Source organism: Tessaracoccus sp., from assembly GCF_016714275.1.
Lineage (GTDB): Bacteria > Actinomycetota > Actinomycetes > Propionibacteriales > Propionibacteriaceae > Arachnia.
The window spans coordinates 124,591-150,220 of record NZ_JADJNP010000002.1 but is presented as its reverse complement, the minus strand read 5'-3'; the positions used below and the strand labels follow the sequence as shown (position 1 = coordinate 150,220).

The window sequence follows — 25,630 nt, the reverse complement described above, 5'->3', positions numbered from 1 at the left end:
CGAGCGGGCCTCACCACCGGCCGGAGAACGGTTCTCCCTCGGGCGCCTCGTCCTCCAGCACGACCACGTCGTCGCCGAGCACCTCGTGGATCGTCTGTTCGTCGCCCTCCTCCAAATCGACGACCATCACGTAGACGGCGTTGAGTTCGACGTCGGGGCCCCACTGCGAGACCCCGATCCCCTGAGCGCGCAAGGGTGGGAGAAGTTCCGAGATCTCGTCGCGTCGCGCGACGAGCTCTTCGTACGTGTGTTGTCCGACCTCGAACGGGATCGCTGTCGGCGGGCCATCCGCAAACGCATACCGTGCGATGTCCTGAGCCCCACCCAGGCGCTCGGCGGTCATCACGACATGGACGGTGTGGTCATCGTCGACCCAGATCCCACCGAACCCAGGATCAGAGCTGAGCGCGTCGCTCAACGGCCCCGACGTCTCCAACACACGCCTGTCGGCCTCTGGGGTCGGATCCTCCATGGTCGATGTCTCCGCCGGTGCGGCGGGTCGCGCACTGGTGGATGGAGCGCATCCGGCGAGTTGCAGGGGTAGTGCCAGCAGGAGCGTCGCCGTCAACGCGGTCACCGTCGACCTTCTCATGCGCCCACGTTACCCGTCTTGCGGACTGGTTCACCCATCCGGCTCCGCGGCGGCCTGGCTGGTCAGCCACCGAGCGATCTCGAGGTGCCGCACCAGGAACCGCTCCTCATCCAGCTTCTTTCGCCGCATCCAGCCGGTCACCTCGCTGTTCCACTTGCTCGCGTTGCAGGAGCCACAGGCGGGCACCACATTCGTGAGCGTGTAGCGGCCACCGCGCGAAATGGGCAGGACGCAGTCCTTCGTATACGTGGGTGCGCGTCCCTCGCAATACGCGCACCCGCCCCAGGCGTCGACCAGCGCCGCCCATTGCGCCGCGGTCAAGTCGTGCGTCTGTGCGGCCATCCGACGCTTTCGACGCCGGGCGTACACCTTGGCGCGAGAACGAACTGCCATGGGAGCGACGCTACTCGGCGATGCGAACGGATCCGCCGCCAACAGGGTCGTTTGGGCGGGATCTCTCCCAGATCGCCGAGTTAGCGGCGAATCCGTTCGACTCCCAGTAGGGCCCGCGAGGGCGGAGGACCTAGACGGTGACGGCGTCCTTTCGGCGGCCGACGATGCGGTTCAGCCACTCGGACATCACCAGCATCAGGGCGACGAGGAGGCCGGCGTAGAGCGGGAAGATCCACAGGCCGAGCCAGCCGGAGAGGGCGCCGAACAGGGGCGGCATCAGTGTCATGCCCAGGTAGGCGCTGGCCATCTGGATGCCGATCACCGCCTGCGAGTTCTCCCGGCCGAAGTTGGTGGGTGTCGAGTGGATGATGGCGGGGTAGACAGGGGCGCTGCCGAGGCCCGCGATGACGAGGCCGGCGAGCGCGGGGACGTCGTTCTCCAAAGGCAGGGCGACGAGGATGACACCGAGGGCCACCGTCGCGATGCCGATCCTGATCAGCTGGCGGTCACCCAAGCGGTCCGCGACGAAGCCGCCGAGGAACCGGCCCGCGGTGATGCCGAGGAGGTACAGGGAGGCGAACGCGGCCGCCGTCGCGGGCAGGACCTCGCGCTCCTGCACGAGGAACGTCGCCGACCACAGGATGAAGGTGCCCTCGAGTGCGCAGTACCCGAAGAACGCGATGAGCAGCATCGGGGCGCCGGGTAGGCGCAGGGTGCCGGCGAGACCGAGCGGCTTGGTTGGTTCGCCGTCGACGCCCTCGGGCGCGTGTTCCGGGTGGGTCTCGTTGACCCTGCGCCACAGCGGCAGGGTCAGGAAGAGCAGCGCGACGAGGGCCACCTGGATGATGCCGACGATCCGGTAGCCGCCGGACCAGCCGAGCCCGCCGCTCAGCGCGTGGCTCATGATGAACGGGCTGATCGACGCGCCGACGCCCCAGAAACAGTGCAGCCAGTTCATGTGCTTCGACGAGTAGTGAAGGGCCACGTAGTTGTTCAGCGCGGCGTCGACGGCGCCGGCACCCAGGCCGTAGGGCACGGCCCACAGGCAGAGCAACCAGAAGGAGCCGGAGAAGGAGAAGCCGAGCAGGGCGACCGCCGTCAGACCGACGCTGGCGGCGGTGACCAGCCCGGCGCCGAACCGTCGGGTCAACCGGTCCGACTGCAGGCTCGACACGATCGTGCCGGCGGCGATGATCATGGTCAGGAGGCCGGCGAAGGAGACGGGGACGCCGAGATCCCCGTGCATCACGGGCCAGCCGGCGCCGGCGAGGGAGTCGGGCAGCCCGAGGCTGATGAACGCGAGGTAGATGATCGCGAGAAGGAGGGAGTACACGTCGAGAAACGCTACACCTCTAGTGTACGTACGTCCACATAGAGCTAGGATGGCGTCATGAAGGACTACTTTGCGGACGACCCGCGAACCAACCGCGAGCGTATGCTTGCCGGGGACCTCTATATCGCCGACGACCCCGAGAGCGGCAGGATCGCGCAGCGCGCCGTGCGGCTCGTCGACGCCTACCACCGCGCGGAGGTCGACGGCGACCCTGGCGCGAGGGAGTTGCTGGCGCAGCTCGTCGGCCATCTGGGGGAGGGCGCCTACGTGAAGCCGCCGCTGTACGTCGACTACGGCGAGAACATCTCGATCGGCGAGCGCGTGTTCGTCAACTACAACCTGATGGCGCTCGACGTGGCGGCCATCACCATCGGCGACGACTGCCAGCTCGGCCCCAATGTCCAACTGCTCACCCCGACCCACCCGATCGCTCCGACGCCCCGCCGCGACAAGCTCGAGGCGGCGCTCCCCATCACGCTGGGCGCCAACGTGTGGCTCGGCGGCGGCGTGATCGTGTGTCCTGGCGTGACGATCGGCGACAACAGCGTGATCGGCGCCGGATCCGTGGTCACCAGGGACATCCCCGCCAACGTCGTCGCGGTGGGCAACCCCGCACGGGTGGTCAGGAAGATCGCAGATGACGACGCCGCCCGCTGATCCGGTGGGCACCGCGCGCAGGGCGCGGCGTACCGACCCCGGACGCCGCGACCGGATCATCGACGCGTGTCTGGTGGTGATTGCCGACGTCGGCGTGGCGGGCGCCTCGCACCGCCGGATCGCTGAGGCCGCCGACGTGCCGCTCGGCTCGATGACGTATCACTTCGCGGGCATGGACGACCTGCTGCGTGAGGCCTTCTCCCGCTTCGCCGACGGCGTGGCCGACAGGTTCGCGCGCAGGATGGAGGCCGCCACCGGTCAGGAGTCGGCGAGGGACTCGGTGGTCGACATCATCCTGGAAGACGTCTTCGGCGACAGGCGCGACCTCGTGCTCACCCACGAGCTGTACACCCTCGCCGCAAGGGAGGCCGCTTTCCGGGACATCACCACGCGGTGGATGGCGCGCAGCCGAGCAGCGCTGGAGCGGCACTTCGACCCGGAGACCGCTCGCCTGCTCGACGCGCTCATCGAGGGGCTGACCATCCACCGCGCACTCGACGTGGAGGAACGCGATCCGGGGGAGGTTCGCCGCGCCGTGCAGCGCGTGTGTGACTAGTCGCCCGCCACGATCTCCGAACCAGGAGTCGCGGTCCGGCCTCATGTTTCGGCCGCGTAACAATCTTGCGAAGGGTTTTCGTATGCACCCGAATCTGGTCTGAGGGCGTCCTTTCAGGGATCTAATGTTTCCACGGCCCGCCGCATTGCGGCGCGCGCCTTGTATGGATTCGAGGAGGTCTTGCACCATGGCGACGAGCGTTTTCCCGCATCGCGAGAAGATCGGTTTGTACGACCCCCTGTACGAGCACGACGCGTGCGGCGTGGCCTTCGTGGCCCAGCTCGACGGCGTGGCCCGGCATTCGATCGTCGAGCAGGGGCTTGAGGCCCTGCGCAACCTTGACCACCGCGGGGCGACGGGTGCCGACGAGGCGGCCGGCGACGGCGCAGGCATCCTGATCCAGGTTCCCGACGCGTTCCTGCGCGCCGTCGTGGGCACGCGCCTTCCCGACGCGGGCGAGTACGCCGTCGGCCTGGCGTTCCTTCCCACTGACGAGGCGGAGCGCGCCCGAGTCAAGGACCTGGTTGCGCAGATCGCCGAGGAGGTCGACCTCGACGTGCTCGCGTGGCGCGAGGTCCCCGTCGAGACCGGGACGCTTTCGCCGATCTCCATCGGCGCGATGCCGCATTTCGAGCAGCTGATCGTCGCGGGGCGCGAGGGCCAGTCGGGCATCGACCTCGACCGCTACACCTTCGTGCTGCGCCGGCGCGCACAGCACGAGGCCGGCCTGTACTTCGCGTCGCTGTCCGCGCGCACGCTGGTCTACAAGGGCATGCTCACCACCGCCCAGCTCGAAGAGGTCTTCCCCGAGCTGCACGACGAGCGGATCGCGTCGGCACTCGCGCTCGTCCACTCGCGGTTCTCCACCAACACCTTCCCCGCGTGGGAGCTGGCGCACCCGTACCGGATGATCGCGCACAACGGCGAGATCAACACCGTCCGCGGCAATCGCAACTGGATGCGGGCGCGCGAGGCGCTGCTGACCTCCGACAAGTTCCCGGGATCGATGGAGCGGCTGTTCCCGATCTGCTCGCCCGACGGCTCCGACTCGGCGTCCTTCGACGAGGTGCTGGAGCTCCTGCATCTGGGCGGCCGCTCGCTGCCGCACGCCGTGCTCATGATGATCCCCGAGGCGTGGGAGAGCCACGCCGAGATGGACCCGGCGCGCCGCGCGTTCTACGAGTTCCACGCCACGATCATGGAGCCCTGGGACGGTCCCGCGTGCATGACCTTCACCGACGGGGCGATCATCGGGGCCTGCCTCGACCGCAACGGGCTCCGACCCGGCCGCTTCTGGGAGACCGCCGACGGCCTCGTCGTGTTCGCCTCCGAGGCGGGCGTCCTGCCGATCGAGCCCGCCGACGTCGTCCGCAAGGGCCGGCTGCAGCCGGGCCGCATGCTGCTGCTCGACCTCGAACAGCACCGCATCCTCTCCGACGACGACGTGAAGGGCGCGCTGGCTGCCGAGCATCCGTACGAGCGTTGGGTCGCGGACAACAAGATCGAGCTCGACAACCTGCCGGGCCGCGCGCACGTCGTCCACTCGCACGCGTCCGTCACACGGCGCCAGCAGACCTTCGGGTTCACGCACGAGGAGCTGCGGCAGATCGTCGCGCCGATGGCCAACACGGGCTCCGAGGCGATCGGTTCGATGGGCACGGACTCGCCGATCGCGGTGCTGTCGAAGCGGCCCCGACTGGTGTTCGACTACTTCAAGCAGCTGTTCGCGCAGGTCACGAACCCGCCGCTGGACGCGATCCGCGAGGAGCTCGTGACGAGCCTCACCACGCAGATCGGCCCGGAGCGGAACCTGCTGGAACCCTCGCCCGAGGCGGCCCGTGTCATCACCATGAGCAGGCCCATCCTCGACTCGGAGCAGCTGGCCAAGATCGTGCGGCTGAACCGCGACGGGTCGCTGCCGGGGTACGCGACGCACGTCGTCAAGGGCCTCTACAAGGTCGCGGGTGGCGGTCGCGCGCTCGCGGCGAAGCTCGAGGAGCTGTGCCAGGAGGTCTCCGCCGCGATCCGTGGGGGAGCGCGCGCCATCGTGCTCTCGGACCGGCACGCGACGGCCGAGCTCGCGCCGATCCCCTCGCTGCTGCTGACTGCCGCGATCCACCACCACCTCGTCCGCGAGAAGACCCGCACGCAGGTGGGGATCGTCGTCGAGGCGGGCGACGTGCGCGAGGTGCACCACGTCGCGCTGCTGCTCGGCTACGGCGCGGCCGCGGTCAACCCGTACCTGGTGTTCGAGTCCGCGGAGGATCTCGCCCGGCGTGAGATGTACGTCGAGGTCAGCCCTGAGAAGGCCATCTACAACGTCGCGAAGGCGCTCAGCAAGGGCGTGCTGAAGGTGATGAGCAAGATGGGCGTCTCCACCGTCGCCTCGTACAGCGGCGCGCAGATCTTCGAATGCATCGGCCTCAGCCAGGATGTCGTCGACCGCTACTTCACCGGAACGTCGAGCCGGCTCGGTGGCCTTACCCTCGACCAACTGGCTGACGAGATCAGGTCCCGCCACCTGCAGGCGTACCCGGCGAGCGGCATCCCGCTGGCGCACCGCGACCTGCTGGTCGGCGGCGAGTACCAGTGGCGCCGCGAGGGCGAGCCCCACCTGTTCGATCCGGAGACGGTGTTCCGCCTCCAGCACTCGACGCAGACCGGCGACTACGCCGCGTTCAAGAAGTACACCGCCCTGGTCAACGACAACTCGTCGCGGATCATGACACTGCGCTCGCTGATGAAGTTCCGGGACCGCGAGCCCATCAGTATCGATGAGGTGGAGTCCGCCAGCGACATCGTGAAGCGGTTCTCCACCGGCGCAATGAGCTACGGCTCGATCTCGATGGAGGCGCACCAGACGCTTGCGGTTGCGATGAACCGGATCGGAGGCAAGTCCAACACGGGCGAGGGCGGCGAGGATCCGGAGCGCCTGCACGACCCGCAGCGTCGCTCCGCGATCAAGCAGGTCGCCTCCGGCCGGTTCGGCGTCACGTCGGAGTACCTGACGTACGCGACGGACCTGCAGATCAAGATGGCTCAGGGCGCCAAGCCCGGTGAGGGCGGCCAGCTGCCCGGCCCCAAGGTGTACCCCTGGGTGGCAAAGACGCGGCACTCGACGCCCGGCGTCGGCCTGATCTCGCCGCCGCCGCACCACGACATCTACTCGATCGAGGACCTGAAGCAGCTGATCCATGACCTGAAGTGCGCGAACACCTCGGCGCGCGTGCACGTGAAGCTGGTCTCCGAGATCGGCGTCGGAACGGTCGCGGCGGGCGTGAGCAAGGCGAAGGCCGACGTCGTGCTGATCTCCGGCCACGACGGCGGCACGGGCGCTGCGCCCCTGACGTCGATCAAGCACGCGGGCGCGCCGTGGGAGCTCGGCCTGGCCGAGACACAGCAGACGCTGCTTCTGAACGGGCTGCGCGACCGCATCGTCGTGCAGTGCGACGGCCAGCTGAAGACCGGCCGCGACGTACTCGTCGCCGCGCTGCTGGGTGCCGAGGAGTTCGGCTTCGCCACCGCTCCGCTCGTCGTGTCGGGCTGCATCATGATGCGCGTCTGCCATAAGGACACCTGCCCGGTGGGCGTCGCGACGCAGAACCCGGAGCTGCGCGGCAAGTTCCATGGCGATCCGGACCATGTCGTCAACTTCTTCATGTTTATCGCGGAGGAGGTGCGCGAACTGCTGGCACAGCTGGGGTTCCGCACTCTGGAAGAGGCCGTGGGCCGTGTCGACCTGCTCGACGTGAGCGAGGCCGTCGGCCACTGGAAGACGCAGGGACTCGACCTCGCCCCGATCCTTACCCAGATCGCGCCGCCGCCCGGCACCGAGCTGCACCGCACGACGACGCAGGATCACGGCCTCGATACCAAGCTGGATGTCGAGCTGATCCGCCTGGCAGAGCCCGCGCTGCGCTCCGGCGAGACGGTCAGGCACAGCCTCGCCGTGCGCAACGTGGACCGCACCGTCGGCACCATCCTCGGCCACGAGGTGACGAAGGCGACCGACGGAAAGGGCCTCGAGCCCGGAACCATCGAGTTCACGCTCACCGGCACCGGCGGGCAGAGCTTCGGAGCCTTCCTCCCGCGCGGCGTCACCCTGCGCCTGGTTGGCGACTCGAACGACTACTTCGGCAAGGGCCTCTCTGGCGGACGTCTCGTCGTCGCCCCGCAGGCCGACGCCGCGTTCGACCCGGCGGAGCAGATCGTCGCAGGCAACGTCATCGGTTATGGCGCGACCTCCGGGCAGCTGTTCCTGCGCGGCCTCGTCGGCGAGCGGTTCTGCGTCCGCAACTCGGGCGCATCGGCGGTCGTCGAGGGCGTCGGCGACCACGGGTGCGAGTACATGACCGGCGGAGAGGTGCTCGTCCTCGGACCCACCGGCCGCAACTTCGCGGCGGGCATGTCCGGCGGAGTCGCCTGGGTGCTGGACCTGAACCCGCTGCGTCTCAACACCGAGTTGGCCGATCCCGTCATCCCGGAGGCCGGCGACATCGCCCGCATCCGGGAGCTGATGGAGGAGCACCGCGAGGAGACCGGCTCGCTGGTCGCCGACGGCCTGCTCCAGTTGACCGACGACGAGCTGGCCGCGCGCTTCACCAAGATCGAGCCGCGCGACTACGCCCGCGTCATGGCCGTACAGGCGATGTCGATCGCCGACGGCCTCTCCGAGACCGAAACCACCACGCTGATGATGGAGGCCGCTCATGGCTGACCCGAAGGGATTCATGACCACCCCGCGCGAGGTCGCGGGCCGCCGCCCGGTCGAGGAACGCGTCCACGACTGGAAAGAGGTCTATCCGGGAACGCCGGGCCGCGCTCTCCTCCCGATCATCACCAAGCAGGCCGGCCGCTGCATGGACTGCGGCATCCCGTTCTGCCACAACGGCTGCCCGCTGGGGAACCTGATCCCCGAATGGAACGACCTGGTGTGGCGCGGCGAGTGGCAGCCGGCGCTGGAGCGCCTGCACGCGACGAACAACTTCCCGGAGTTCACCGGACGGCTGTGCCCCGCGCCCTGTGAGACGGCCTGCGTTGTCGGCATCAACCGCGACGCGGTGACCATCAAGAACGTCGAGGTCGCCATCATCGACAAGGCGTGGGACGACCTCCGGGTCACGCCGCAGCAGCCCGCATGGCACACGTCGAAGACGGTCGCTGTCGTCGGCTCCGGACCGGCGGGCCTCGCCGCGGCGCAGCAGCTGACGCGGGCGGGGCACACCGTCGTCGTGTACGAGCGGGCGGACGCCATCGGCGGCCTGATGCGCTACGGCATCCCCGAGTTCAAGATGGAGAAGTCCGTCCTGAACAGGCGCCTCAAGCAGATGGTGCTCGAGGGGACGCAGTTCAAGACCGGCGTGAACGTCGGCGTCGACATCACGGGCGCCGAGCTTCTGGAGCAGTACGAGGCCGTCGTGTTGGCGATCGGCGCGACGGTGCCCCGCGACCTGCCCGCTCCGGGCCGTGAGCTGAAGGGCATCTACCAGGCGATGGAGTTCCTGCCGCAGGCGAACCGGGTCGCGGTGGGGGAGAGCGTCGAGAACCAGGTCAGCGCGGAGGGCAAGGACGTCGTCATCATCGGCGGCGGCGACACCGGCGCGGACTGCCTCGGCACGGCCATCCGCCAGGGCGCCCGGTCGATCACGCAGTTGGAGATCATGCCGATGCCGCCGGAGACCCGGCCTGCGGGTCAGCCGTGGCCGACGTACCCGATGACGTTCAAGATCACCTCCGCGCACGAGGAGGGCGGCGACCGCGTGTACGCGGTGTCGACCTCGCGCTACGTCGGCGACGAGCACGGGCACCTGGCCGGGCTGGACATCGTCGAGGTGCGCTTCGACGCCGGAAGGTTCGTCCCGGTCGAGGGCACCGAGCGCCACCTCCCCGCGCAGCTCGTGCTGCTGGCGATGGGCTTCACCGGCCCGCAGCAGGTCGGCCTGGTCGAGGAGTTAGGCCTCGCGCTCGACCCGCGCGGCAACATCGTCCGCGACGATTCGTTTGCCACGAGTGTCGATCGGGTCTTCGCCTGCGGCGACGCCGGCCGTGGCCAGTCGCTGATCGTCTGGGCGATCGCGGAGGGCCGCAGCTGCGCCCGGGGTGTCGACGAGTACCTGAGTGGCTCGTCGAAGCTCCCGCGTCCCATCGGCCCGGAGGTGCGCCAGCTCCTGGTCTAGGCTGACACCAGGGACGAAGGAGGACATCATGCGCGTCGTCATCGCGAGCGATCACACGGCCATGGAGCTGCGGCAGGCCATCGCCGAGGTGGTGCGGGAGGAGGGCCACGAGGTGATCGACCTCGGTACCAACGACCCGAGCCGCGCGGACTACCCGGTCTACGGGCACAAGGTGGGCGAGGCCGTTGCAGCCGGCGAGGCGGACCGGGGCATCGCGATCTGCGGATCCGGCATCGGCATCTCGATCGCGGCGAACAAGGTGCGCGGCATCCGCTGCGTCGTGTGCTCCGAGCCGTACTCCGCCGTCATGTCGCGCAAGCACAACGACTCCAACGTATTGGCCTTCGGTGCCCGTGTCGTCGGCGACGAGCTCGCGAAGATGATCACCCGGATGTGGCTCGCGACGGAGTTCGAGGGCGGCCGACACCAGCGCCGCGTGAACCAGATCAATGCCAGCGAGTGCGGCATCGTGATCGAGGACCAGGTCGACCCCGGCGCTGTCTCCTGAGCGGTCCTTCCGGGGCTTGCGAGACGCGTGATCGTTCCGACTGAGCGGGCGCGGCGCGGACGAATGTGGTTGCCGACCGTTGTGCAAGGCTGAACCCATGTCCGAACTGCATCTGGTCCCTGCTCCTTCCCGCATCGAGGTAGGCGACGGCGCGTTTCCGCTCGCCGACGCCGTAGCCTCCGGTCCGCTCTCCGAACTCCTGGCCCAGGAGATCCTCACGGCCACGGGGAGCTCCGTCCTCACGGCAGAGGAGGGCGCGACGATCGAGTTGACCATCGACGGGGAGGGCGCGCCCGAGTCGTATCGCCTGACGGTCGCACCGGACGGCGTCCGGATCGCCGGCGCGGACCGCGCCGGTCTCCGCTATGGCGTCTTCACGCTGGCGCAGCTGGCGCGACGCGCGGACGACTCGTGGGTGCTGCCTGCCGTCGTCGTCGAGGACGCGCCTCGGTTCCGGTACCGCGGGCTCATGCTGGACGTTGCCAGGCACTTCTTCGACGTCGCCACGGTGAAGAAGGTCATCGATCGGGCCGCGCGGCTCAAGCTGAACGCGCTCCATCTTCACCTCAGCGACGACCAGGGCTGGCGGATCGAGATTCCCTCGCGTCCCGAGCTGACCGAGAAGGCTTCGCCGTGGGCCGTGTTCGGCGCGCCGGGCGGGTTCTACACCCAGGCCGACTACGCCGAGATCGTGGCGTACGCCGGCGACAACGACATGGTCGTCGTGCCGGAGGTCGACCTCCCCGGTCACACCCACGCGATCGGCCTTGCATACCCGGACCTGGTCGAGGAGCCGGTGATCACGGCGCAGGCGGCCGGCGTGATCGAGGCCTTCGGCGGGGGCACGCCCGCCAAGGGCGAGCCGTACCAGGGCATCGCCGTCGGGCACTCGTCGCTGCGCATCCGCCACGAGCCGACCTACGAGTTCCTCGCCGACGTGCTCAGCGACCTGGCAGGCATGACCCCCGGGCCCTGGCTGCACGTGGGTGGCGACGAGTGCCACAGCACCGCGAGGGAGGACTTCGCCTCCTTCGTCACACGGGTGTCCGCGATGGTGCGCGACCTCGGCAAGACCCCCGTCGTGTGGCTCGAGGCCGGCGACGCGGAGCTGGCGCCGGGCACGATCGGCCAGTTCTGGGGGCTGCGGAACCACGAAGCCGACGTCGCGGAGAAGTCTCGCGCGTTCCCCGGCGGGGGAGGGGCGCTCATCCTTTCGCCCGCCGACTGCGCCTACCTCGACATGAAGTACGACGCCGACACCGCGCTCGGCCTCACCTGGGCCGACGGCCCCACGAGCGTCGAGCGCTCCTACGACTGGGAGCCGTCGACCCTCATCGAGGGGGTCTCCGACGACGACGTCCTGGGCGTCGAGGCGCCGCTGTGGACCGAGACGGTCGCGACGCTGTCGGACATCGACCACCTCGTGTTCCCCCGGATCGCCTCCGCGGCCGAGATCGGGTGGTCGCCCGCGCGCGGCACGCACCCGTTGCGCACCTGGGAGTCGTTCGCCGTCCGTCTGGGCGGCTTGGCGCCGCTGTGGGACGCGCAGGGCGTGGCGTTCCATCGCGCGCCGGGAGTCGCCTGGTCCGACTGACCCTTCACCTCTGCGACGACGCCCGCCGGATCCCCGGCGGGCGTCGTCGCGTTGTGCGCTCGTGCTTGGTCTCGATTTGATAACGATCGCGGTTAAACCATTTACTAAATGGATTAACTGGCTTAGATTGCTCCGGCGGAGAGGCATCGGGCCTCCCCACTGACTCCACGAGAGGAACGACAGTGAAGTCGAAGAAAATCACGACACTTGGCGTCCTGGCCGTCGTTGGCCCCCTTGCCCTTGCCGGTTGCAGCCAGCAGGCGAAGAACACCGACGGCGGTACCGACGGCAAGACCAAGATGACCATGTGGACCCACTCGGCCGGCAACGAGGGCGAGATGAAGGTGATCGCCCAGATGATCACCGACTTCAACGAGTCCCAGGACAAGTACGAGGTCGTCCGTCAGGACTTCCCGCAGGCCGCCTACAACGACTCCGTTCAGGGAGCCGCGGCCTCGGGCGACCTGCCCTGCATCCTCGACGTCGACGGCCCGATCATGCCGAACTGGGCGTGGAACGGGTGGCTGGTGCCCTCCGGCCTCACCGACGCCGACGTGCAGAACTTCCTGCCGTCGACCGTCGGGCGCTACCAGGACCAGATCTATAGCATCGGCTACTGGGACGCGACGACGCTGATCTTCACGCGTCAGTCCATCCTCGACAAGGTCGGCGCCCGCGTGCCCACCGTCGAGCAGCCCTGGACGCTTGAGGAGTTCACCGACATCCAGAAGAAGCTCAAGGACACCGGCGAGTTCGAATACGTCATCGACTGGGGACCGGGCTGGGCCGACGAGTGGTGGCCCTACGCGTACGCGCCGCTCCTGCAGAGCTTCGGCGGCGACCTGATCGACCGTGACACGTTCGAGACCGCCGACGGCAAGCTCAACGGCCCGGAGGCCGTCAAGTTCGCCGAGTGGTTCCAGGCCCAGTTCGCCGACGGCTACGCGCCGAAGTCGAACGCGCAGGACCGCACCGAGTTCAAGACCGGCAAGGTCGCGCTGCAGTACAACGGCGTGTGGGCGCTCTCGGAGAACTCGGAGGTCTACGACGACCTGCTGATGATCCCCGCCCCGGACTTCGGCGTCGGCTCGAAGGCGGGCGTCGGCTCGTGGCAGTACAGCCTGACCAACAGCTGCAGCGACACCCAGAAGACCGGCGCGCTCGAGTACCTGAAGTTCACCATGGACGACAAGTACATCGCCCAGTTCTCCGATGTGACGTCGCTGATCCCCGCTACGACCACGGCGTGGGAGAAGACCGAGAAGGGTTTCTTCGGGCCGGATAAGCCCGCCCAGATCGCGGCGGAGATCACGGGGGCGAACGGCCTCGTGCGTCCGCCCACCCCGGCATACCCGGTGATCAGCCGCATCTTCGACAAGGCGCTGCGCGACATCGTGAACGGCTCGGATCCGAAGGCGACCCTCGATCAGGCGGTCTCCGAGGTCGACACCGACATCAAGTCGGCCGGCTACAACAAGTGACTCCGTCGGGGTGGGGCGGGGCGTTCCGCCCCACCCCTTCGGACCCGCATAGGAAGGATCAACGATGTCCTCATCACCCAGCGTGACTCTCGCGCCCGGGTCCAAGACCGTCAAGCAGGAGCGTCGCGCAGGCTATCTCTTCGTGCTGCCGGCCGCGATCCTCATGATCGTGTTCATCGCCGTGCCGGTCTTCATGTCGTTCGGCCTCGGCTTCACCAATGCCCGCCTCGGCGCGGCACGGACGCCCGAGTTCGTGGCCTTCGACCAGTTCATCCGCGCCTTGACGGCAGACCCGACGTTCTGGGCGGCGCTGCGCAACATCATGATCTTCGTGCTCGTGGTGGTGCCCGTGCAGGGCGGGCTCGGACTCGTGCTCGCGCTGCTCGTCAACCAGAAGCTCCGCGGCATCACGGCGTTCCGCGTCATGTTCTTCATGCCCGTCGTCACCTCAATGGTGGTCGTCTCCATGCTCTGGAAGTTCATGTACCAGAAGGACGGCCTGATCAACGCGATGTTCGGGTTCAACATCGACTGGCTCAACGAGCCGTCGACGGCACTTCCCGCCGTCGTCGTCATGTCGATCTGGCAGGGCGTCGGGTTCCACATGATCATCTGGCTCTCCGGCCTGCAGACCATCAACCACGACCTGTACGAGGCGTCGTCGCTCGACGGCGCGAGCAAGTGGCAGCAGTTCTTGAACGTCACACTGCCGGGCCTCCGCCCGACCTTCGTCTTCGTGCTGATCACCATCACGATCGCGGCGTTCTCGCTGTTCGTCCAGATCGACGTGATGACGCAGGGCGGCCCGTCCAACGCGACGACGACGCTCGTGTACCACATCATCCAGATGGGATCGGCTCGCGGCGACGTCGGCTACGCGTCGGCGCTGTCGCTGATCTTCTTCATCATCGTGCTCGCGTTCGCGCTGGTTCAGCGCGCGCTCACAAAGGAGGACTGAGTCATGTCCGCACCCGCAACCACCGAGGGTACGAAGAAGAACGCCTGGCTGAGCTACATTCCGCTGGTTCTTCTCGCGCTGACCTTCATCCTTCCGCTGCTGTTCATGCTGTTCTCCAGCTTGAAGCCGAAGGACCAGATCCTCGCGGATCTCACGACATGGCGGGCCTTCGCTCCCGTCGGTGACCTCTCGCTCGACAACTTCGTGGGCGTGTTCAACCGCGTCCCCGTCGCCCGGTTCTTCCTGAACTCGATCTTCGTCACCACGATCATCGTGGTGGTGGGCCTCCTCGTGAACTCGATGGCGGGCTTCGCGATCGCGCGGCTCAACTTCAAGGGCAAGAAGATCCTGCTGGGCGCGATCGTCGCCACCCTGATCGTGCCGTTCGAGACGTTCGCCATCCCGATGGTCTACATGATCTCGAAACTGCCGAGGATCGGGTTCTACCCCGACGGCGTCGCGCTCGACTGGGGCTGGAACAACAGCTACGAGGTCCTTATTATCCCGTTCATCGCGAACGCCTTCTCGATCTTCCTCTTCACGCAGTACTACAGCTCCATTCCCAAGGAGCTGGATGAGGCTGCGCGGGTGGACGGCGCGGGCTGGTTCAAGATCTACTGGAGCGTCATCTCGCCGCTGGCCATGCCGGCCTTCGCGACGTCGGCCATCCTCACCTTCCTGCCGCAGTGGAACTCGTATCTGTGGCCGCTGCTGGTGATCCAGCAGGAGGATCTGCGCCCCGTCCAGGTGGGTCTGCGCTACTTCTTCGCGTCGGGCACCGCCGAGGGCACGCCGTGGGGGCAGATCATGGCGTACACGAGCCTCATCACCATCCCGGTGATCATCGTGTTCCTCATGTTCCAGCGCGCGTTCATCTCGTCGATCGCCTCCTCGGGCGTCAAGGGGTGACCCTGCGCCTGAAGGACAGGTGGATCTGGGACTCCTGGCCGTTCACGGACGGCCAGGGGTCCCACCACCTGTTCTACCTCCAAGCCGACCGGAGCTTGTCCGATCCGGACCTGCGGCATTGGCATCCGTCGATCGGGCACGCCGTCAGCACCGACTATCGGAACTGGACGGTGCTGCCGGACGTGATCGCGCCGAGCGAAACCCCCGCCTGGGACGACTGCACGACGTGGACGGGGTCCGTGGTGCAGGGGCCGACGGGGCGCTACCACCTGTTCTACACCGGCACCACGAAGGCCGAGAACGGGATGGTCCAGCGCATCGGGCGGGCGGACTCCGACGACCTGATCCACTGGGAGCGCTTCGGCGACACCTTCCTGCTCGAGGCCGACTCCACCTGGTACGAGCGCTACTCGCCCGATGTCTGGCACGACGAGGCCTTCCGCGACCCCTGGGTGATGAAGGACCCGGAGGGCGATGGATGGCACATGCTCATCACGGCGCGCTCGCCCGAGGGCTCCCCACAGGGACGCGGCGTGATCGGCCACGCCTGGAGTCCGGATCTCGACACCTGGGAGGTGCGTCCGCCGCTGTCGACGCCAGGGGGCTTCGGCCAGATGGAGGTGCTGCAGTACCTCGACGTCGACGGCGTACCGACCATGGTCTTCTGCAGCGGCGGCGAGTTCGTCGATCCCGCCGTCTTCCCCGACGGCGCGGAGACGGGCGTGTGGGTGATGCAGAACGAGGAGGGCCTTTTCGGCCGGTGGAACGCCTCGGCTGCGCGACGGATCGCACACGAATCGCTCTACGCTGCGCGCGTCGTCCGCGACGTCGATGGCGCCTTCCGGGCGCTCGGCTTCTGCAACGAGGTCGACGGCGCGTTCGTCGGCGAGATCCTGGAGCCCGTCGACCTGCTGTTCGACTGATCGGGGGCCCGGCGCGAAGGAGATTTCGCAGGGCCAGGTTAGGCTTACGGCTCGGCAATCGGAGAGGAGTAGAGGTGGAGCATCGTGGCAGGGCAAGGCTCAAGGACGTCGCCGCGGCCGCAGGCCTTTCCAGCGCGACCGTTTCGCTGATCCTTAACGAGACGTCCGACCGGTTCCCGCCCGCCACCGTGGCACGCGTGCGGGCGGCGGCTGAGTCGCTGGGCTACACGCCGAACGCCGCGGCGAGGAGCCTGAGGACCAACACCACGCACACGCTCGGCGTCCTGACCGACAACATCCTCACCACCTCGTCCGGCTACGCCATGATCCAGGGCATGCAGGACGCCGCGTGGGAGCGGGACTTCCTCATGCTCTTCATCGACATCGACGGCGAGCAGGTCCAGAGGGCGAAGGCGATCGCCGAGTTGCAGGCCCGCCAGGTCGACGGCCTCCTCGTCGGCGCTATGTACCACCGCCCGATCGGCACCGACTCGCTTCCGGCAGCCATTCCCACCGTCGGCTTCAACGCCGTCGTGCCGGGCGTTGCCTGTTTTGTTCCGGACGATCTCGCGGCCGGGCGCGAGGTGACGCAGCTGCTCATCGACCATGGGCACAGCCGGATCGTGCACCTGACCGAGTATCCGACCGACGGCCTGGCCCGCGACCTCCGCGTGCGGGGGTTCCGTCAGGCGTTGGAGGCCGCGGGGATCGAGGGGGGGCGCGTGCTGAGTCAGACCACCGATCACCCCGACTCCCAGTCGGATGCCGCGGAGCTCCTCACAACCGAGCTGCTGACGGGGCCGGAGCCGCCCACGGGGATCTTCGCCTTCAACGACCTGATGGCGCAGGGCATCTACCGCGCCGCCTCGACGCTCGGGGTGCGTATCCCGGACGACCTCTCGGTGGTCAGCATCGACAACCGCCAGCACGTTGCCGAGGAACTGCGTCCGGGCCTGACGACGCTCGCTCTGCCGCACTACGAGATAGGGAAGCTCTCGGCCGACAGGGTGCTCGACGCGCTCGAGTCGGGGGAGCCGATCCCCGCCGAGGTGGTCCGCGTGCCCTTCACCATGGTCGAGCGGGGCTCCGTCGCCGCGCCGGGGTTGGGCTCAGCGGCCGACGCCTCGCCCTACCGTCCGACCTCGCTGGCCCTGGGGAGTGACGGAATCAACGTGGACCACACCGGAAGGCTGGCTGGCCCCGAACTCGGTGAGTGCGGCGGAGCCGTGCTGCCCGCTGGGGGCGAGTAAGGTGTGAGCTTGTCGCCCGGGCTTGGAGGAACAGTTGTCAGATTCGTTCGTGCACCTGCACTGCCACACCGAGTTCTCGATGCTCGACGGCGCCGCGCGGATCAAGGATCTCTTCACCGGCGCGGAGCGGATGGGGATGCCCGCGCTTGCCATCACCGACCATGGCAATCTGTACGGCGCGTTCGAGTTCTACAAGGCCTCGAAGGACTTCGACGTCAAGCCGATCATCGGTTTGGAGGCCTACCTCACCCCGCGGACGGGGCGTGGCGAGCGCAAGCGCGTCCAGTTCGGCGACGGCACGGGCGACGACGTCGCATCCAAAGGCGCCTACACGCACATGACGATGTGGGCCGCCAACCCCGAGGGGATGCACAATCTGTTCCGGCTGAGCACGCGCAGCTCGCTGGAGGGATTCTTCTACAAGCCGCGTGCCGACCGGGAGTTGCTCAACCTCTACGGCAAGGGCCTGATCGCGACGACGGGCTGCCCGTCGGGTGAGGTGCAGACATTCCTGCGCCTCGGGCAGTACGACAACGCCGTCGCGGCTGCGGCCGAGTTCCGCGACATCTTCGGCGAGGGCAACTTCTACGTCGAGCTGATGGACCACGGCCTCGACATCGAGACGCGCGTCCGCCACGACCTGCTGAAGCTCGCCAAGCAGCTGAACCTGCCGCTGGTCGCCACCAACGACCTCCACTACGTCCACGCCGACGACGCCGACGCGCACGACACGCTGCTGTGCGTGTCGTCGGGTTCCCGCAAGGCGCAGACGGAGCGGTTCAAGTTCGACGGCAATGGCTACTACCTGAAGTCGCCCGAGGAGATGCGCACGCTGTTCCGCGAGCTGCCCGAGGCCTGCGACAACACGCTTGCCATCGCGGAGCGCGTCGAAACGGTCTTCGCGGAGGGCATGGGAACCTACATGCCGGAGTTCCCCGTGCCCGAGGGCGAGACCGAGGACTCCTGGTTCCGCAGGGAGGTCGAGGAAGGCCTGCACTACCGGTACCCGAACGGCATCTCGGACGACGTCCGCGACCGCGCCGAGTTCGAGACCAAGATCATCACGCAGATGGGATTCTCCGGCTACTTCCTGGTGGTTGCCGACTTCATCAACTGGGCCAAGCGCAACGGCGTGCGGGTCGGCCCCGGCCGCGGCTCCGGCGCGGGATCGATGTGCGCCTATGCGCTGCGCATCACGGACCTCGACCCCATCGAACACGGCCTCCTCTTCGAGCGGTTCCTCAACCCCGAGCGCGTCTCGATGCCCGACTTCGACATCGACTTCGATGATCGCCGCCGCGGCGAGGTGATCAACTACGTCACGGAGAAGTACGGCAAGGGGTACGTCGCGCAGATCATCACCTACGGTTCCATCAAGGCGAAGGCCGCTGTGAAGGACTCCGCGCGTGTCCTCGACATGCCGTTCGCGATCGGCGAGCAGATCACGAAGGCCATGCCGCCGGACGTCATGGGCAAGGGCGTCCCGCTGAGCGAACTCTTCAACGAGGAGCACAAGCGATACGCCGAAGGCACCGAGTTCCGCGAGCTTTACCAGTCGTCGCCGGATGTCCGCACCGTCGTCGACACCGCAAAAGGCATCGAGGGGCTGAAGCGCCAGTGGGGCGTGCACGCCGCCGGCGTGATCATGAGCAAGGCCCCGCTGATCGACATCGTGCCGCTCATGAAGCGCGAGGCCGACGGCGCCATCATCACCCAGTTCGACTATCCGGGCTGCGAGGCCCTCGGGCTGATCAAGATGGACTTCCTGGGGCTGCGCAACCTCACGGTGATCGACGACGCGGTGCAGGGCATCAAGCTGAACCAGAGTGTCGATGTCGATCTGGAGACCCTCACCCTCGACGACCCGAAGACGTTCGAGCTGCTGCAGCGCGGCGACACGCTCGGTGTCTTCCAGCTCGACGGCGGGCCCATGCGAGCGCTGTTGCGTTCCATGCAACCCGACTGCTTCGAGGACATCTCCGCGGTCGGCGCCCTCTACCGCCCCGGCCCGATGGGCGCCGACTCGCACAACAAGTACGCGCGCCGCAAGACCGGCCGCGAGCCCGTCGAGCCCATCCACCCGGATCTCGCGGAGGCGCTCGAGCCGATCCTGGGGGAGACCTACGGCCTGATCGTGTACCAGGAGCAGGTCATGGCCATCGCGCAGCAACTGGCCGGCTACACCCTCGGCGGCGCCGACATGCTGCGCCGCGCCATGGGCAAGAAGAAGAAGTCCGAACTGGATGCCCAGTACGAGATCTTCTCCGGCGGCATGCTCGGACGCGGTTACTCGAAGGCCGCGATCCAGACACTGTGGGACATCCTGCTTCCCTTCTCCGACTACGCCTTCAACAAGGCACACTCCGCCGCCTACGGCCTCGTCTCCTACTGGACGGCCTGGCTGAAGGCGAACTACCCGGTGGAGTACATGGCGGCGCTGCTGCAGTCCGTGCGCGACGACAAGGACAAGTCAGCGCTCTACCTCGCCGAATGCCGCCACATGGGCATCGAGGTGCTGCCGCCCGACGTCAACTCCTCCGAGGCGGCGTTCACGCCCGTCGGCGACCACATCCGCTTCGGCCTCGGCGCCGTGCGCAACGTCGGCGACAAGGTCGTCAACGCCTGGATCGAGGAGCGCACGCGCCTCGGGCCCGCCGCGGACTTCGGCGACTTCCTCGATAAGGCGCCGCTGCTGATGTGCAACAAGCGCGTCATCGAGTCGCTGATCAAGGCCGGCGCCTTCGACGAGTTGGGCCACGCTCGCCGCGCGCTCATGAGCGTCTTCGAGACCGCCGTCGACTCGATCATCGACGTGAAGCGCAACGCGGAGAACGGCCAGGACGGCTTCGACTTCGGGTTCGATCTCGACGGCGAGGCAGGCCAGGCCGCCGACCTCCACGCGCATGTGCCGGAGATGGAGGAATGGGACCGACGGACGCGGCTGGCGTTCGAGCGCGAGATGCTCGGTCTCTACGTGTCCGATCATCCGCTGAACGGCCTCGAGCACGTGCTGCAGACCAACAGCGAGCGGCCCATCGTCTCCGCGGTTGCCGAGGACGGGTTCCGTGGCCCGACGAAGCTCTGCGGCCTGGTGACATCGGTCAACCGGCGCGTGAACAAGGCGGGCAACATCTGGGCACAGGTGGTGCTGGAGGATCTCACCGGATCCATCGAGGTGACCGTGTTCCCCCGCGTCTACGACCAGGTGGCCGCGCACCTCGCGCCCGATACGATCGTCGCCGTCGAGGGCGTCGTCGAGTCGGGTGAGGACCGCGGCCGGGTGCGCGCGCAGAACATCGTCGCGCCGCACATGAGCGCGGAGGGCAACGTCGGGCCCCTGGCCCTTACCCTTCCCGCCGTTCGCTGCACGCCCGGCGTCGTCAACCGATTGAAGGAGATCCTCGCCCAGTACCCGGGCGCGGCCGAGGTGCACCTGAGCCTTCGCACGGGGGAGCAGGTGAAGACATTCCGGTTGGGCGACGGCTTCCGCGTCGAGCTCACCTCCGCGCTGTTCGCCGACCTGAAGGCGGTCCTCGGCCCGTCCTGCGTCGGCCTCGGGGCCTCATGAGGCAGCGCGTCATCGTGTACCTGGCCACCACGGTCCTCCTGGGTGGGCTGGGAGGCCTGCTGTGGGCGAACGTGACGCCGCTCGCCAGTTACACGGTGCTCGACAGCCTCGCGGCCTTCATCTCCGAGCGCAGCCAGGCGACCATCGTCGCCGCCGATGCCACGTTCACCCTCATCACCGGCGTCGTCGGGTTGATCATCGGTGTTGTCGGCTGGGTGATGCTGTTCCGCCGCGGCTGGTGGGTCGTCGGCGTCCCGGTGATCGCGGCCCTCTGCGCGTCGGCCGTCGCCTGGTGGGTGGGCACGCTCGTGGGAAGCAACAGCTTCGCGACGAGGATGGCGGAGGCCGCCGCAGGCGATGTCGTGCAGATGGACCTGCAACTGCGGTCGCTCTCGGCGTTGCTGGTCGGGCCCTTCGCGGCCATCACGCCGATTATGCTGCTGTCGGCCTTCTGGCCAGAGAGGCGCGCAGCGACGCCTGCTGACGCGCCCGCCGACGGACTCGGAGACCGCTGAGTCTCACGAAAGGGGGCGGCCATGACCGCACACAGCCAGCCGGGGGCGCCGCAGCGTCGCGTGGCGATCCTCGCCAGTAGTGGCGGCAATCTTCGCAGCCACGGCGGCAACGACCCCGCCATGCTCATCCTCGACACGCTGCGTCAGATCAACGCTGCCGGACTTGAGCTGGCTGAGGTCCAGTTCGTCTCCGCGGGCTCCTCAATGGACGGCGTCACCCAGTCGACCCCCGCTGAGCTCTGGGGACTGAACGGCAATCGGCCGGAGGTCGTCGCGTCGGGGCCGTTGTCCGAGGTCAACGCGACGGCGCGGGAGGAGGATGCGCGGATCGCCGGCCTCATCGACGCCGGCGAGATCGGTGCGCTCATCCTGATGAGCTGCGATCCCACGGACACCAACTCCCTGGCGATCGCCGCCGCGGTCCGCAAGGGCATCCCCGCCGCGGGAACGGGCGGCACCTCGATCGCAAAGGCTCAGTCGCTGGGCGTCAACATGGTCGGCGCCTCCGGCACCACGGGAACCAACAGCACGACGCGTGCCGTCGCCTATGTCTCGGCATTGGCCAAGAGCCTGGGCGTGAAGTACCGCCCCGTGCTCGGCGGTTCGTCTCCCGGAACGACGCCGCCGAACGAGGCCGCGTGGAAGCGGATCACCATCCGCGGCATCATGGTGGGTAGCATCCCCGCGTTCATCTCGCTCGCTCTGATCCTGGCCTTCAGCAAGATCCCCGGCCTTGGCGCGCTCACCCCGGTCTTCGACCTGATGATCGCCTCGCTGCCGATCGTGGTCGCCGCGGTCGCGGCGCGCAAGATCTCCGGACTCGACGAGGTGGGTCTCGTGGCCGGCGCCGTCGCCGGTATCCTCTCGGCACCGGGCGGCCTCCTCGGCGGTCTCGTCGGCGGCATCCTCGCCGGCCTGCTCGCCTCCTTCCTGATCAAGTGGACCCTTGCGCGTCGCTTCCCGGCCACCACGGCCAACATCGTGACCGGGGCGCTCAGCGGCCTGCTGCCCGGTCTGCTCGTCTACTTCCTGCTGGCGCCGTTCACGGCGCTGCTCGGCGACGGCGTCAAGGCAGGCATCGAGTGGGCGCTCGTCGTCAGCCCGATCCTGGCGGGCGCCCTCGCGGGCCTCGTCATGTGGCCTGCCCTCATGAGCGGTGTCTACCACTCCGTGATCCTGCCGCTCGTGCTGCTGGAGATGGGACAGAAGGGCCACAGCTTCTTCGGCGGCATCGACATGGTGGCGCTGGTCGTGGTTTCGCTCGGCATCAACGTCGCCAACGTGATCAGGCCCCGAACCAGCGGGGAACGTGCCCTCGCCGGCTCCGGCGCCGCCGTCAACTTCTTCTTCGGCACCTTCGTCGAGTCGGCGTACCCGTTCATGTTCGGTGACAGGAAAGTCTTCGCCACCGCCCTCCTTGCCGCCACCGCGGGTGGGGCTGTGGCCGGCATGAGTGCCGTGGAGGCCACGGCCTACCTTCCGGTGTTCGTCGCCCCGTTCGTGTCGACCAGCGTGACCGGGATCGTGGTGGCGATGCTCGTCGCCTTCGGGCTCGCGCTGGGCCTGACATTGCTGGCCAACATCCTGCATCTCCGCGCGCAGGCGAATCAGCCGGTGGCCGACGCCGTCGCCGTGGTAGGGAACCACTGATCAATCATTCCTCGGCTGCGGCGCACTGGATCAGGCGCCCCGCCGCTCCTACATCTTGTGCCGTACGACCCGGTACGACACTGCGATCTAGAAGCGGCGGGGCATCCCGCCCAGCACGTCCTCGCCGGAGGAAGCATTGATCAGTGCTTCCCTAGCGATCCTCGTCTAGAATTGCGCTCCGTGCTGCGAACTCTGGATTTCACGGGCGCCGATGGCGCTTACCGCTCGCTGCTGCCACGGGGACGATTCGATGTGGAGGCGGCGGTCGCCGTCGTGCGTCCGATCGTCGACGACGTGGCGGCCCGTGGCGAAGAGGCGCTGCGCGAGCATTCCCGGCGATTCGACGGCGTGGTGCCCGAGCAGTTCCGGGTGCCGGCCGAGGTGCTGGCCGAGGCGCGGTCGAACCTGGATCCGCAGCTCGAAGAGGCCTTCGCCGAGTCCATTCGCCGTCGCCGTCAGGTGGCGGAGACCCTGGAGTTCGACGCCGACCCCGTCGCCGCCGAGGTCGCCGACGGCGCGCGGATCGGGCTGCGTAACATCCCGGTGGACCGGGTGGGGCTGTACGTGCCCGGCGGCCTCGCGCCGCTGGCGTCCAGCGTGATCATGAACGTCGTTCCCGCCCAGGTGGCCGGGGTGTCGTCAATCGCTATCGCCTCGCCGCCGCAGAAGGGATTCGGCGGCCTGCCGCACCCCAACATCCTCGCGCTGTGTCACCTGCTCGGCGTCGAGGAGGTGTACGCCGTCGGCGGCGCGCAGGCGATCGCCATGTTCGCCTACGGGGTACCCAGGGTGTGTGCCCCGGTCTCCCTGATCACGGGGCCTGGCAACATCTATGTTGTCGCGGCGAAACGCCTCGTCAAGGGGCTCGTCGGCATCGACTCCGAGGCGGGTCCCACCGAGATCGCGATCATCGCCGACGACACCGCGACCCCGGCGTTCATCGCCGCGGATCTGATCTCCCAGGCCGAACACGACCCGACGGCAGCTTCCGTGCTCATCACGTCGTCGACGGAGCTGGCAGCCGCGGTCGAGGTCGAGGTGGAGCGCCGAGTGGCCACCCAGAAGCATCAGGAGCGCATCCGCACCGCGTTGACCGGGCCGCAGTCGGCGATCGTCATCGTCCGCGACCTCGACCAGGCTGTCGCCGTGGCCGACGCCTACGGGGCGGAGCACCTGGAGATCCAGACCGCCGACGCCCGCGCCGTCGCCGCGCGCATCCGCAACGCCGGCGCCATCTTCGTCGGCGACTACGCGCCCGTCTCGCTCGGCGACTACTCCGCCGGATCCACCCACGTTCTGCCGACGGCGGGCTGCGCCTGCCACTCCTCGGGTCTGAACGTGCGCTCATTCATGCGCACCGTGCACGTCATCGACTACTCGGCCGACGCTCTCATGGCGCTCGCCGACGGGGTGGAGCGGTTCGCCCTCGCCGAGGATCTGCCGGGACACGCCGCGGCCATCACGGTGCGGAGGCCCGCATGATCACGCTCGACGATCTCCCGCTCCGCGCGGATCTCATCGGCGAGGAGCCCTACGGCGCGCCGCAGCTCGACGTGCCGGTGGTCCTCAACGTCAACGAGAACCCGTACCCGCCGTCGCCGCTGATTCGGCAGGAGATGGCTGCTGCGATCGTGAACGCCGCCGGCAGCCTCAACCGCTACCCGGACCGCGAGGCGCTGGCGCTGCGCTCGGACCTCGCCGCCTACCTCGGGCACGGCCTCACCGCGGAGAACATCTGGGCGGCCAATGGATCGAACGAGATCATGAGCCACCTGCTCACGGCATTCGGAGGCCCCGGCCGGCGCGTCCTGACCTTCACGCCGACCTACTCGATGTACCCGGAGTATGCACGCAACACGTGCACCGAGTACGTCACCGTGCCGCGCAGGGACGACTACACGCTCGACGCCGGGCTCGTGCTGCGCGCGATCGAAGAGCACCGCCCGACGATGGTGATCATCACCACGCCGAACAACCCCACCGGCACCGCGACGCCCGTCGAGGTGTTCGACGAGGTCTGCGCGCAGACCGACGCGATCATCGTTGCGGACGAGGCCTATCAGGAGTTCTCAGCCCGCCCCAGCGCGCTCGACCTGCTGGATCGGCACCCGCGGCTCGTCGTGTCGCGCACCATGTCGAAGGCATTCGCGCTGGCCGGTGGCCGCGTCGGCTATCTCGCGGCCCACCCCGCCATCGTCGATGCCTGCCGCATCGTCCGCCTGCCCTATCACCTGAGTGCACAGACACAGGCGGTGGCACGGGTCGCGCTGGCGCACGCCGACGAGCTCCTCGCGCAGGTGCGGGCGCTGACGGCCGAGGCCAGAGGCTTCGAGTCATGGGCCCGCGCGCGAGGCTACGACGTCATCGAATCGGAGTCGAACTTCTCCCTCTTCGGTCGCTTCCCGGACCGCCACGCCGTCTGGCAGGCGCTGCTCGACCGCGGCATCCTCATTCGCGAGACGGGCCCCGCGGGATTCCTACGCGTATCCGCCGGTACGCCGGACGAGATGATGCTGCTGAAGGCCGCGCTCGACGACATCGCCCCCGCCATCGAAGGGACCTGACCC

The 25,630-nt window shown here is 68.1% G+C and carries 19 protein-coding genes; 16 read left to right on the top strand and 3 right to left on the bottom strand.

What is annotated here, in order from left to right; translation table 11 throughout:
- Window positions 1-10: 10 nt before the first annotated feature.
- The 3 genes from IPJ61_RS09270 to IPJ61_RS09260 all read right to left on the bottom strand — a co-directional run bounded on the left by IPJ61_RS09270 (window position 11) and on the right by IPJ61_RS09260 (window position 2,318).
- Window positions 11-592 carry a hypothetical protein gene (locus tag IPJ61_RS09270; protein WP_297106091.1) on the bottom strand — a complete coding sequence of 194 codons (582 nt, stop codon included), beginning with the start codon at window positions 590-592 and terminating at the stop codon, window positions 11-13.
- Between the two features lie 30 nt (window positions 593-622).
- Window positions 623-985 carry an HNH endonuclease gene (locus tag IPJ61_RS09265; RefSeq protein WP_297106089.1) on the bottom strand — a complete coding sequence of 121 codons (363 nt, stop codon included), beginning with the start codon at window positions 983-985 and terminating at the stop codon, window positions 623-625.
- 130 nt (window positions 986-1,115) lie between these two features.
- Window positions 1,116-2,318 (bottom strand): MFS transporter, encoded by a 1,203-nt coding sequence (locus IPJ61_RS09260; protein WP_297106086.1) that lies wholly within the window; start codon window positions 2,316-2,318, stop codon window positions 1,116-1,118.
- 57 nt (window positions 2,319-2,375) lie between these two features.
- Here IPJ61_RS09260 and IPJ61_RS09255 point away from each other — a divergent pair, with 57 nt between their 5' ends.
- The 16 genes from IPJ61_RS09255 (at window position 2,376) to IPJ61_RS09180 (ending at window position 25,627) form a co-directional block, all read left to right on the top strand.
- Window positions 2,376-2,975, top strand: a complete 600-nt coding sequence (locus tag IPJ61_RS09255; protein WP_297106084.1) for a sugar O-acetyltransferase — start codon at window positions 2,376-2,378, stop codon at window positions 2,973-2,975.
- Complete coding sequence (locus IPJ61_RS09250; protein ID WP_297106081.1) at window positions 2,956-3,531, top strand: TetR/AcrR family transcriptional regulator; 576 nt, start codon at window positions 2,956-2,958, stop codon at window positions 3,529-3,531. The genes IPJ61_RS09255 and IPJ61_RS09250 overlap by 20 nt, the downstream gene beginning before the upstream one ends.
- Before the next feature lie 187 nt (window positions 3,532-3,718).
- Complete coding sequence (gltB, locus tag IPJ61_RS09245; protein ID WP_297106078.1) at window positions 3,719-8,248, top strand: glutamate synthase large subunit; 4,530 nt, start codon at window positions 3,719-3,721, stop codon at window positions 8,246-8,248.
- Complete coding sequence (locus IPJ61_RS09240) at window positions 8,241-9,707, top strand: glutamate synthase subunit beta (protein WP_297106073.1); 1,467 nt, start codon at window positions 8,241-8,243, stop codon at window positions 9,705-9,707. The genes gltB and IPJ61_RS09240 overlap by 8 nt, the downstream gene beginning before the upstream one ends.
- A gap of 28 nt (window positions 9,708-9,735) precedes the next feature.
- The gene (gene rpiB / locus IPJ61_RS09235; protein ID WP_297106070.1) at window positions 9,736-10,215 is read left to right on the top strand and encodes a ribose 5-phosphate isomerase B; all 480 of its coding nucleotides are present in this window, start codon (window positions 9,736-9,738) and stop codon (window positions 10,213-10,215) included.
- Between the two features lie 97 nt (window positions 10,216-10,312).
- Window positions 10,313-11,809 carry a family 20 glycosylhydrolase gene (locus IPJ61_RS09230; RefSeq protein WP_297106066.1) on the top strand — a complete coding sequence of 499 codons (1,497 nt, stop codon included), beginning with the start codon at window positions 10,313-10,315 and terminating at the stop codon, window positions 11,807-11,809.
- A 182-nt stretch (window positions 11,810-11,991) separates the two neighbouring features.
- Window positions 11,992-13,290 carry a sugar ABC transporter substrate-binding protein gene (locus IPJ61_RS09225; protein WP_297106062.1) on the top strand — a complete coding sequence of 433 codons (1,299 nt, stop codon included), beginning with the start codon at window positions 11,992-11,994 and terminating at the stop codon, window positions 13,288-13,290.
- 64 nt (window positions 13,291-13,354) lie between these two features.
- A complete protein-coding gene (locus tag IPJ61_RS09220) occupies window positions 13,355-14,248 on the top strand; it encodes a carbohydrate ABC transporter permease (RefSeq protein WP_297106058.1) in 894 nt (297 codons plus the stop codon).
- 3 nt (window positions 14,249-14,251) lie between these two features.
- Window positions 14,252-15,157 (top strand): carbohydrate ABC transporter permease, encoded by a 906-nt coding sequence (locus tag IPJ61_RS09215; protein WP_297106056.1) that lies wholly within the window; start codon window positions 14,252-14,254, stop codon window positions 15,155-15,157.
- Window positions 15,154-16,080, top strand: coding sequence for a glycoside hydrolase family 68 protein (locus tag IPJ61_RS09210; protein ID WP_297106053.1), 927 nt, complete (start codon window positions 15,154-15,156; stop codon window positions 16,078-16,080). The genes IPJ61_RS09215 and IPJ61_RS09210 overlap by 4 nt, the downstream gene beginning before the upstream one ends.
- A gap of 74 nt (window positions 16,081-16,154) precedes the next feature.
- Complete coding sequence (locus tag IPJ61_RS09205; RefSeq protein ID WP_297106049.1) at window positions 16,155-17,330, top strand: LacI family DNA-binding transcriptional regulator; 1,176 nt, start codon at window positions 16,155-16,157, stop codon at window positions 17,328-17,330.
- Window positions 17,331-17,409: 79 nt separating this feature from the next.
- Window positions 17,410-20,898, top strand: a complete 3,489-nt coding sequence (dnaE, locus tag IPJ61_RS09200) for a DNA polymerase III subunit alpha (protein WP_459251293.1) — start codon at window positions 17,410-17,412, stop codon at window positions 20,896-20,898.
- A complete protein-coding gene (locus IPJ61_RS09195; protein ID WP_297106044.1) occupies window positions 20,895-21,413 on the top strand; it encodes a hypothetical protein in 519 nt (172 codons plus the stop codon). Before dnaE ends, IPJ61_RS09195 begins: the two co-directional genes overlap by 4 nt.
- 21 nt (window positions 21,414-21,434) lie before the next feature.
- Window positions 21,435-23,063: a hypothetical protein gene (locus IPJ61_RS09190; RefSeq protein WP_297106041.1), complete on the top strand. Its 1,629-nt coding sequence runs from the start codon at window positions 21,435-21,437 to the stop codon at window positions 23,061-23,063.
- 180 nt (window positions 23,064-23,243) lie between these two features.
- Window positions 23,244-24,545, top strand: a complete 1,302-nt coding sequence (hisD, locus tag IPJ61_RS09185; RefSeq protein WP_297106038.1) for a histidinol dehydrogenase — start codon at window positions 23,244-23,246, stop codon at window positions 24,543-24,545.
- On the top strand, window positions 24,542-25,627 hold the full coding sequence (locus tag IPJ61_RS09180; RefSeq protein WP_297106035.1) for a histidinol-phosphate transaminase: 1,086 nt from the start codon (window positions 24,542-24,544) through the stop codon (window positions 25,625-25,627). The genes hisD and IPJ61_RS09180 overlap by 4 nt, the downstream gene beginning before the upstream one ends.
- Window positions 25,628-25,630: the final 3 nt, after the last annotated feature.

Bases quoted from the DNA above. Each gene is read 5' to 3' on its own strand.
- IPJ61_RS09270 (WP_297106091.1), bottom strand. From the start codon at position 592: ATGAGAAGGTCGACGGTGACCGCGTTGACGGCGACGCTCCTGCTGGCA.
- IPJ61_RS09265 (WP_297106089.1), bottom strand. From the start codon at position 985: ATGGCAGTTCGTTCTCGCGCCAAGGTGTACGCCCGGCGTCGAAAGCGT.
- IPJ61_RS09255 (WP_297106084.1), top strand. From the start codon at position 2,376: ATGAAGGACTACTTTGCGGACGACCCGCGAACCAACCGCGAGCGTATG.
- IPJ61_RS09250 (WP_297106081.1), top strand. From the start codon at position 2,956: ATGACGACGCCGCCCGCTGATCCGGTGGGCACCGCGCGCAGGGCGCGG.
- gltB (WP_297106078.1), top strand. From the start codon at position 3,719: ATGGCGACGAGCGTTTTCCCGCATCGCGAGAAGATCGGTTTGTACGAC.
- IPJ61_RS09240 (WP_297106073.1), top strand. From the start codon at position 8,241: ATGGCTGACCCGAAGGGATTCATGACCACCCCGCGCGAGGTCGCGGGC.
- rpiB (WP_297106070.1), top strand. From the start codon at position 9,736: ATGCGCGTCGTCATCGCGAGCGATCACACGGCCATGGAGCTGCGGCAG.
- IPJ61_RS09230 (WP_297106066.1), top strand. From the start codon at position 10,313: ATGTCCGAACTGCATCTGGTCCCTGCTCCTTCCCGCATCGAGGTAGGC.
- IPJ61_RS09220 (WP_297106058.1), top strand. From the start codon at position 13,355: ATGTCCTCATCACCCAGCGTGACTCTCGCGCCCGGGTCCAAGACCGTC.
- IPJ61_RS09215 (WP_297106056.1), top strand. From the start codon at position 14,252: ATGTCCGCACCCGCAACCACCGAGGGTACGAAGAAGAACGCCTGGCTG.
- dnaE (WP_459251293.1), top strand. From the start codon at position 17,410: ATGCTCGACGGCGCCGCGCGGATCAAGGATCTCTTCACCGGCGCGGAG.
- IPJ61_RS09195 (WP_297106044.1), top strand. From the start codon at position 20,895: ATGAGGCAGCGCGTCATCGTGTACCTGGCCACCACGGTCCTCCTGGGT.
- IPJ61_RS09190 (WP_297106041.1), top strand. From the start codon at position 21,435: ATGACCGCACACAGCCAGCCGGGGGCGCCGCAGCGTCGCGTGGCGATC.
- IPJ61_RS09180 (WP_297106035.1), top strand. From the start codon at position 24,542: ATGATCACGCTCGACGATCTCCCGCTCCGCGCGGATCTCATCGGCGAG.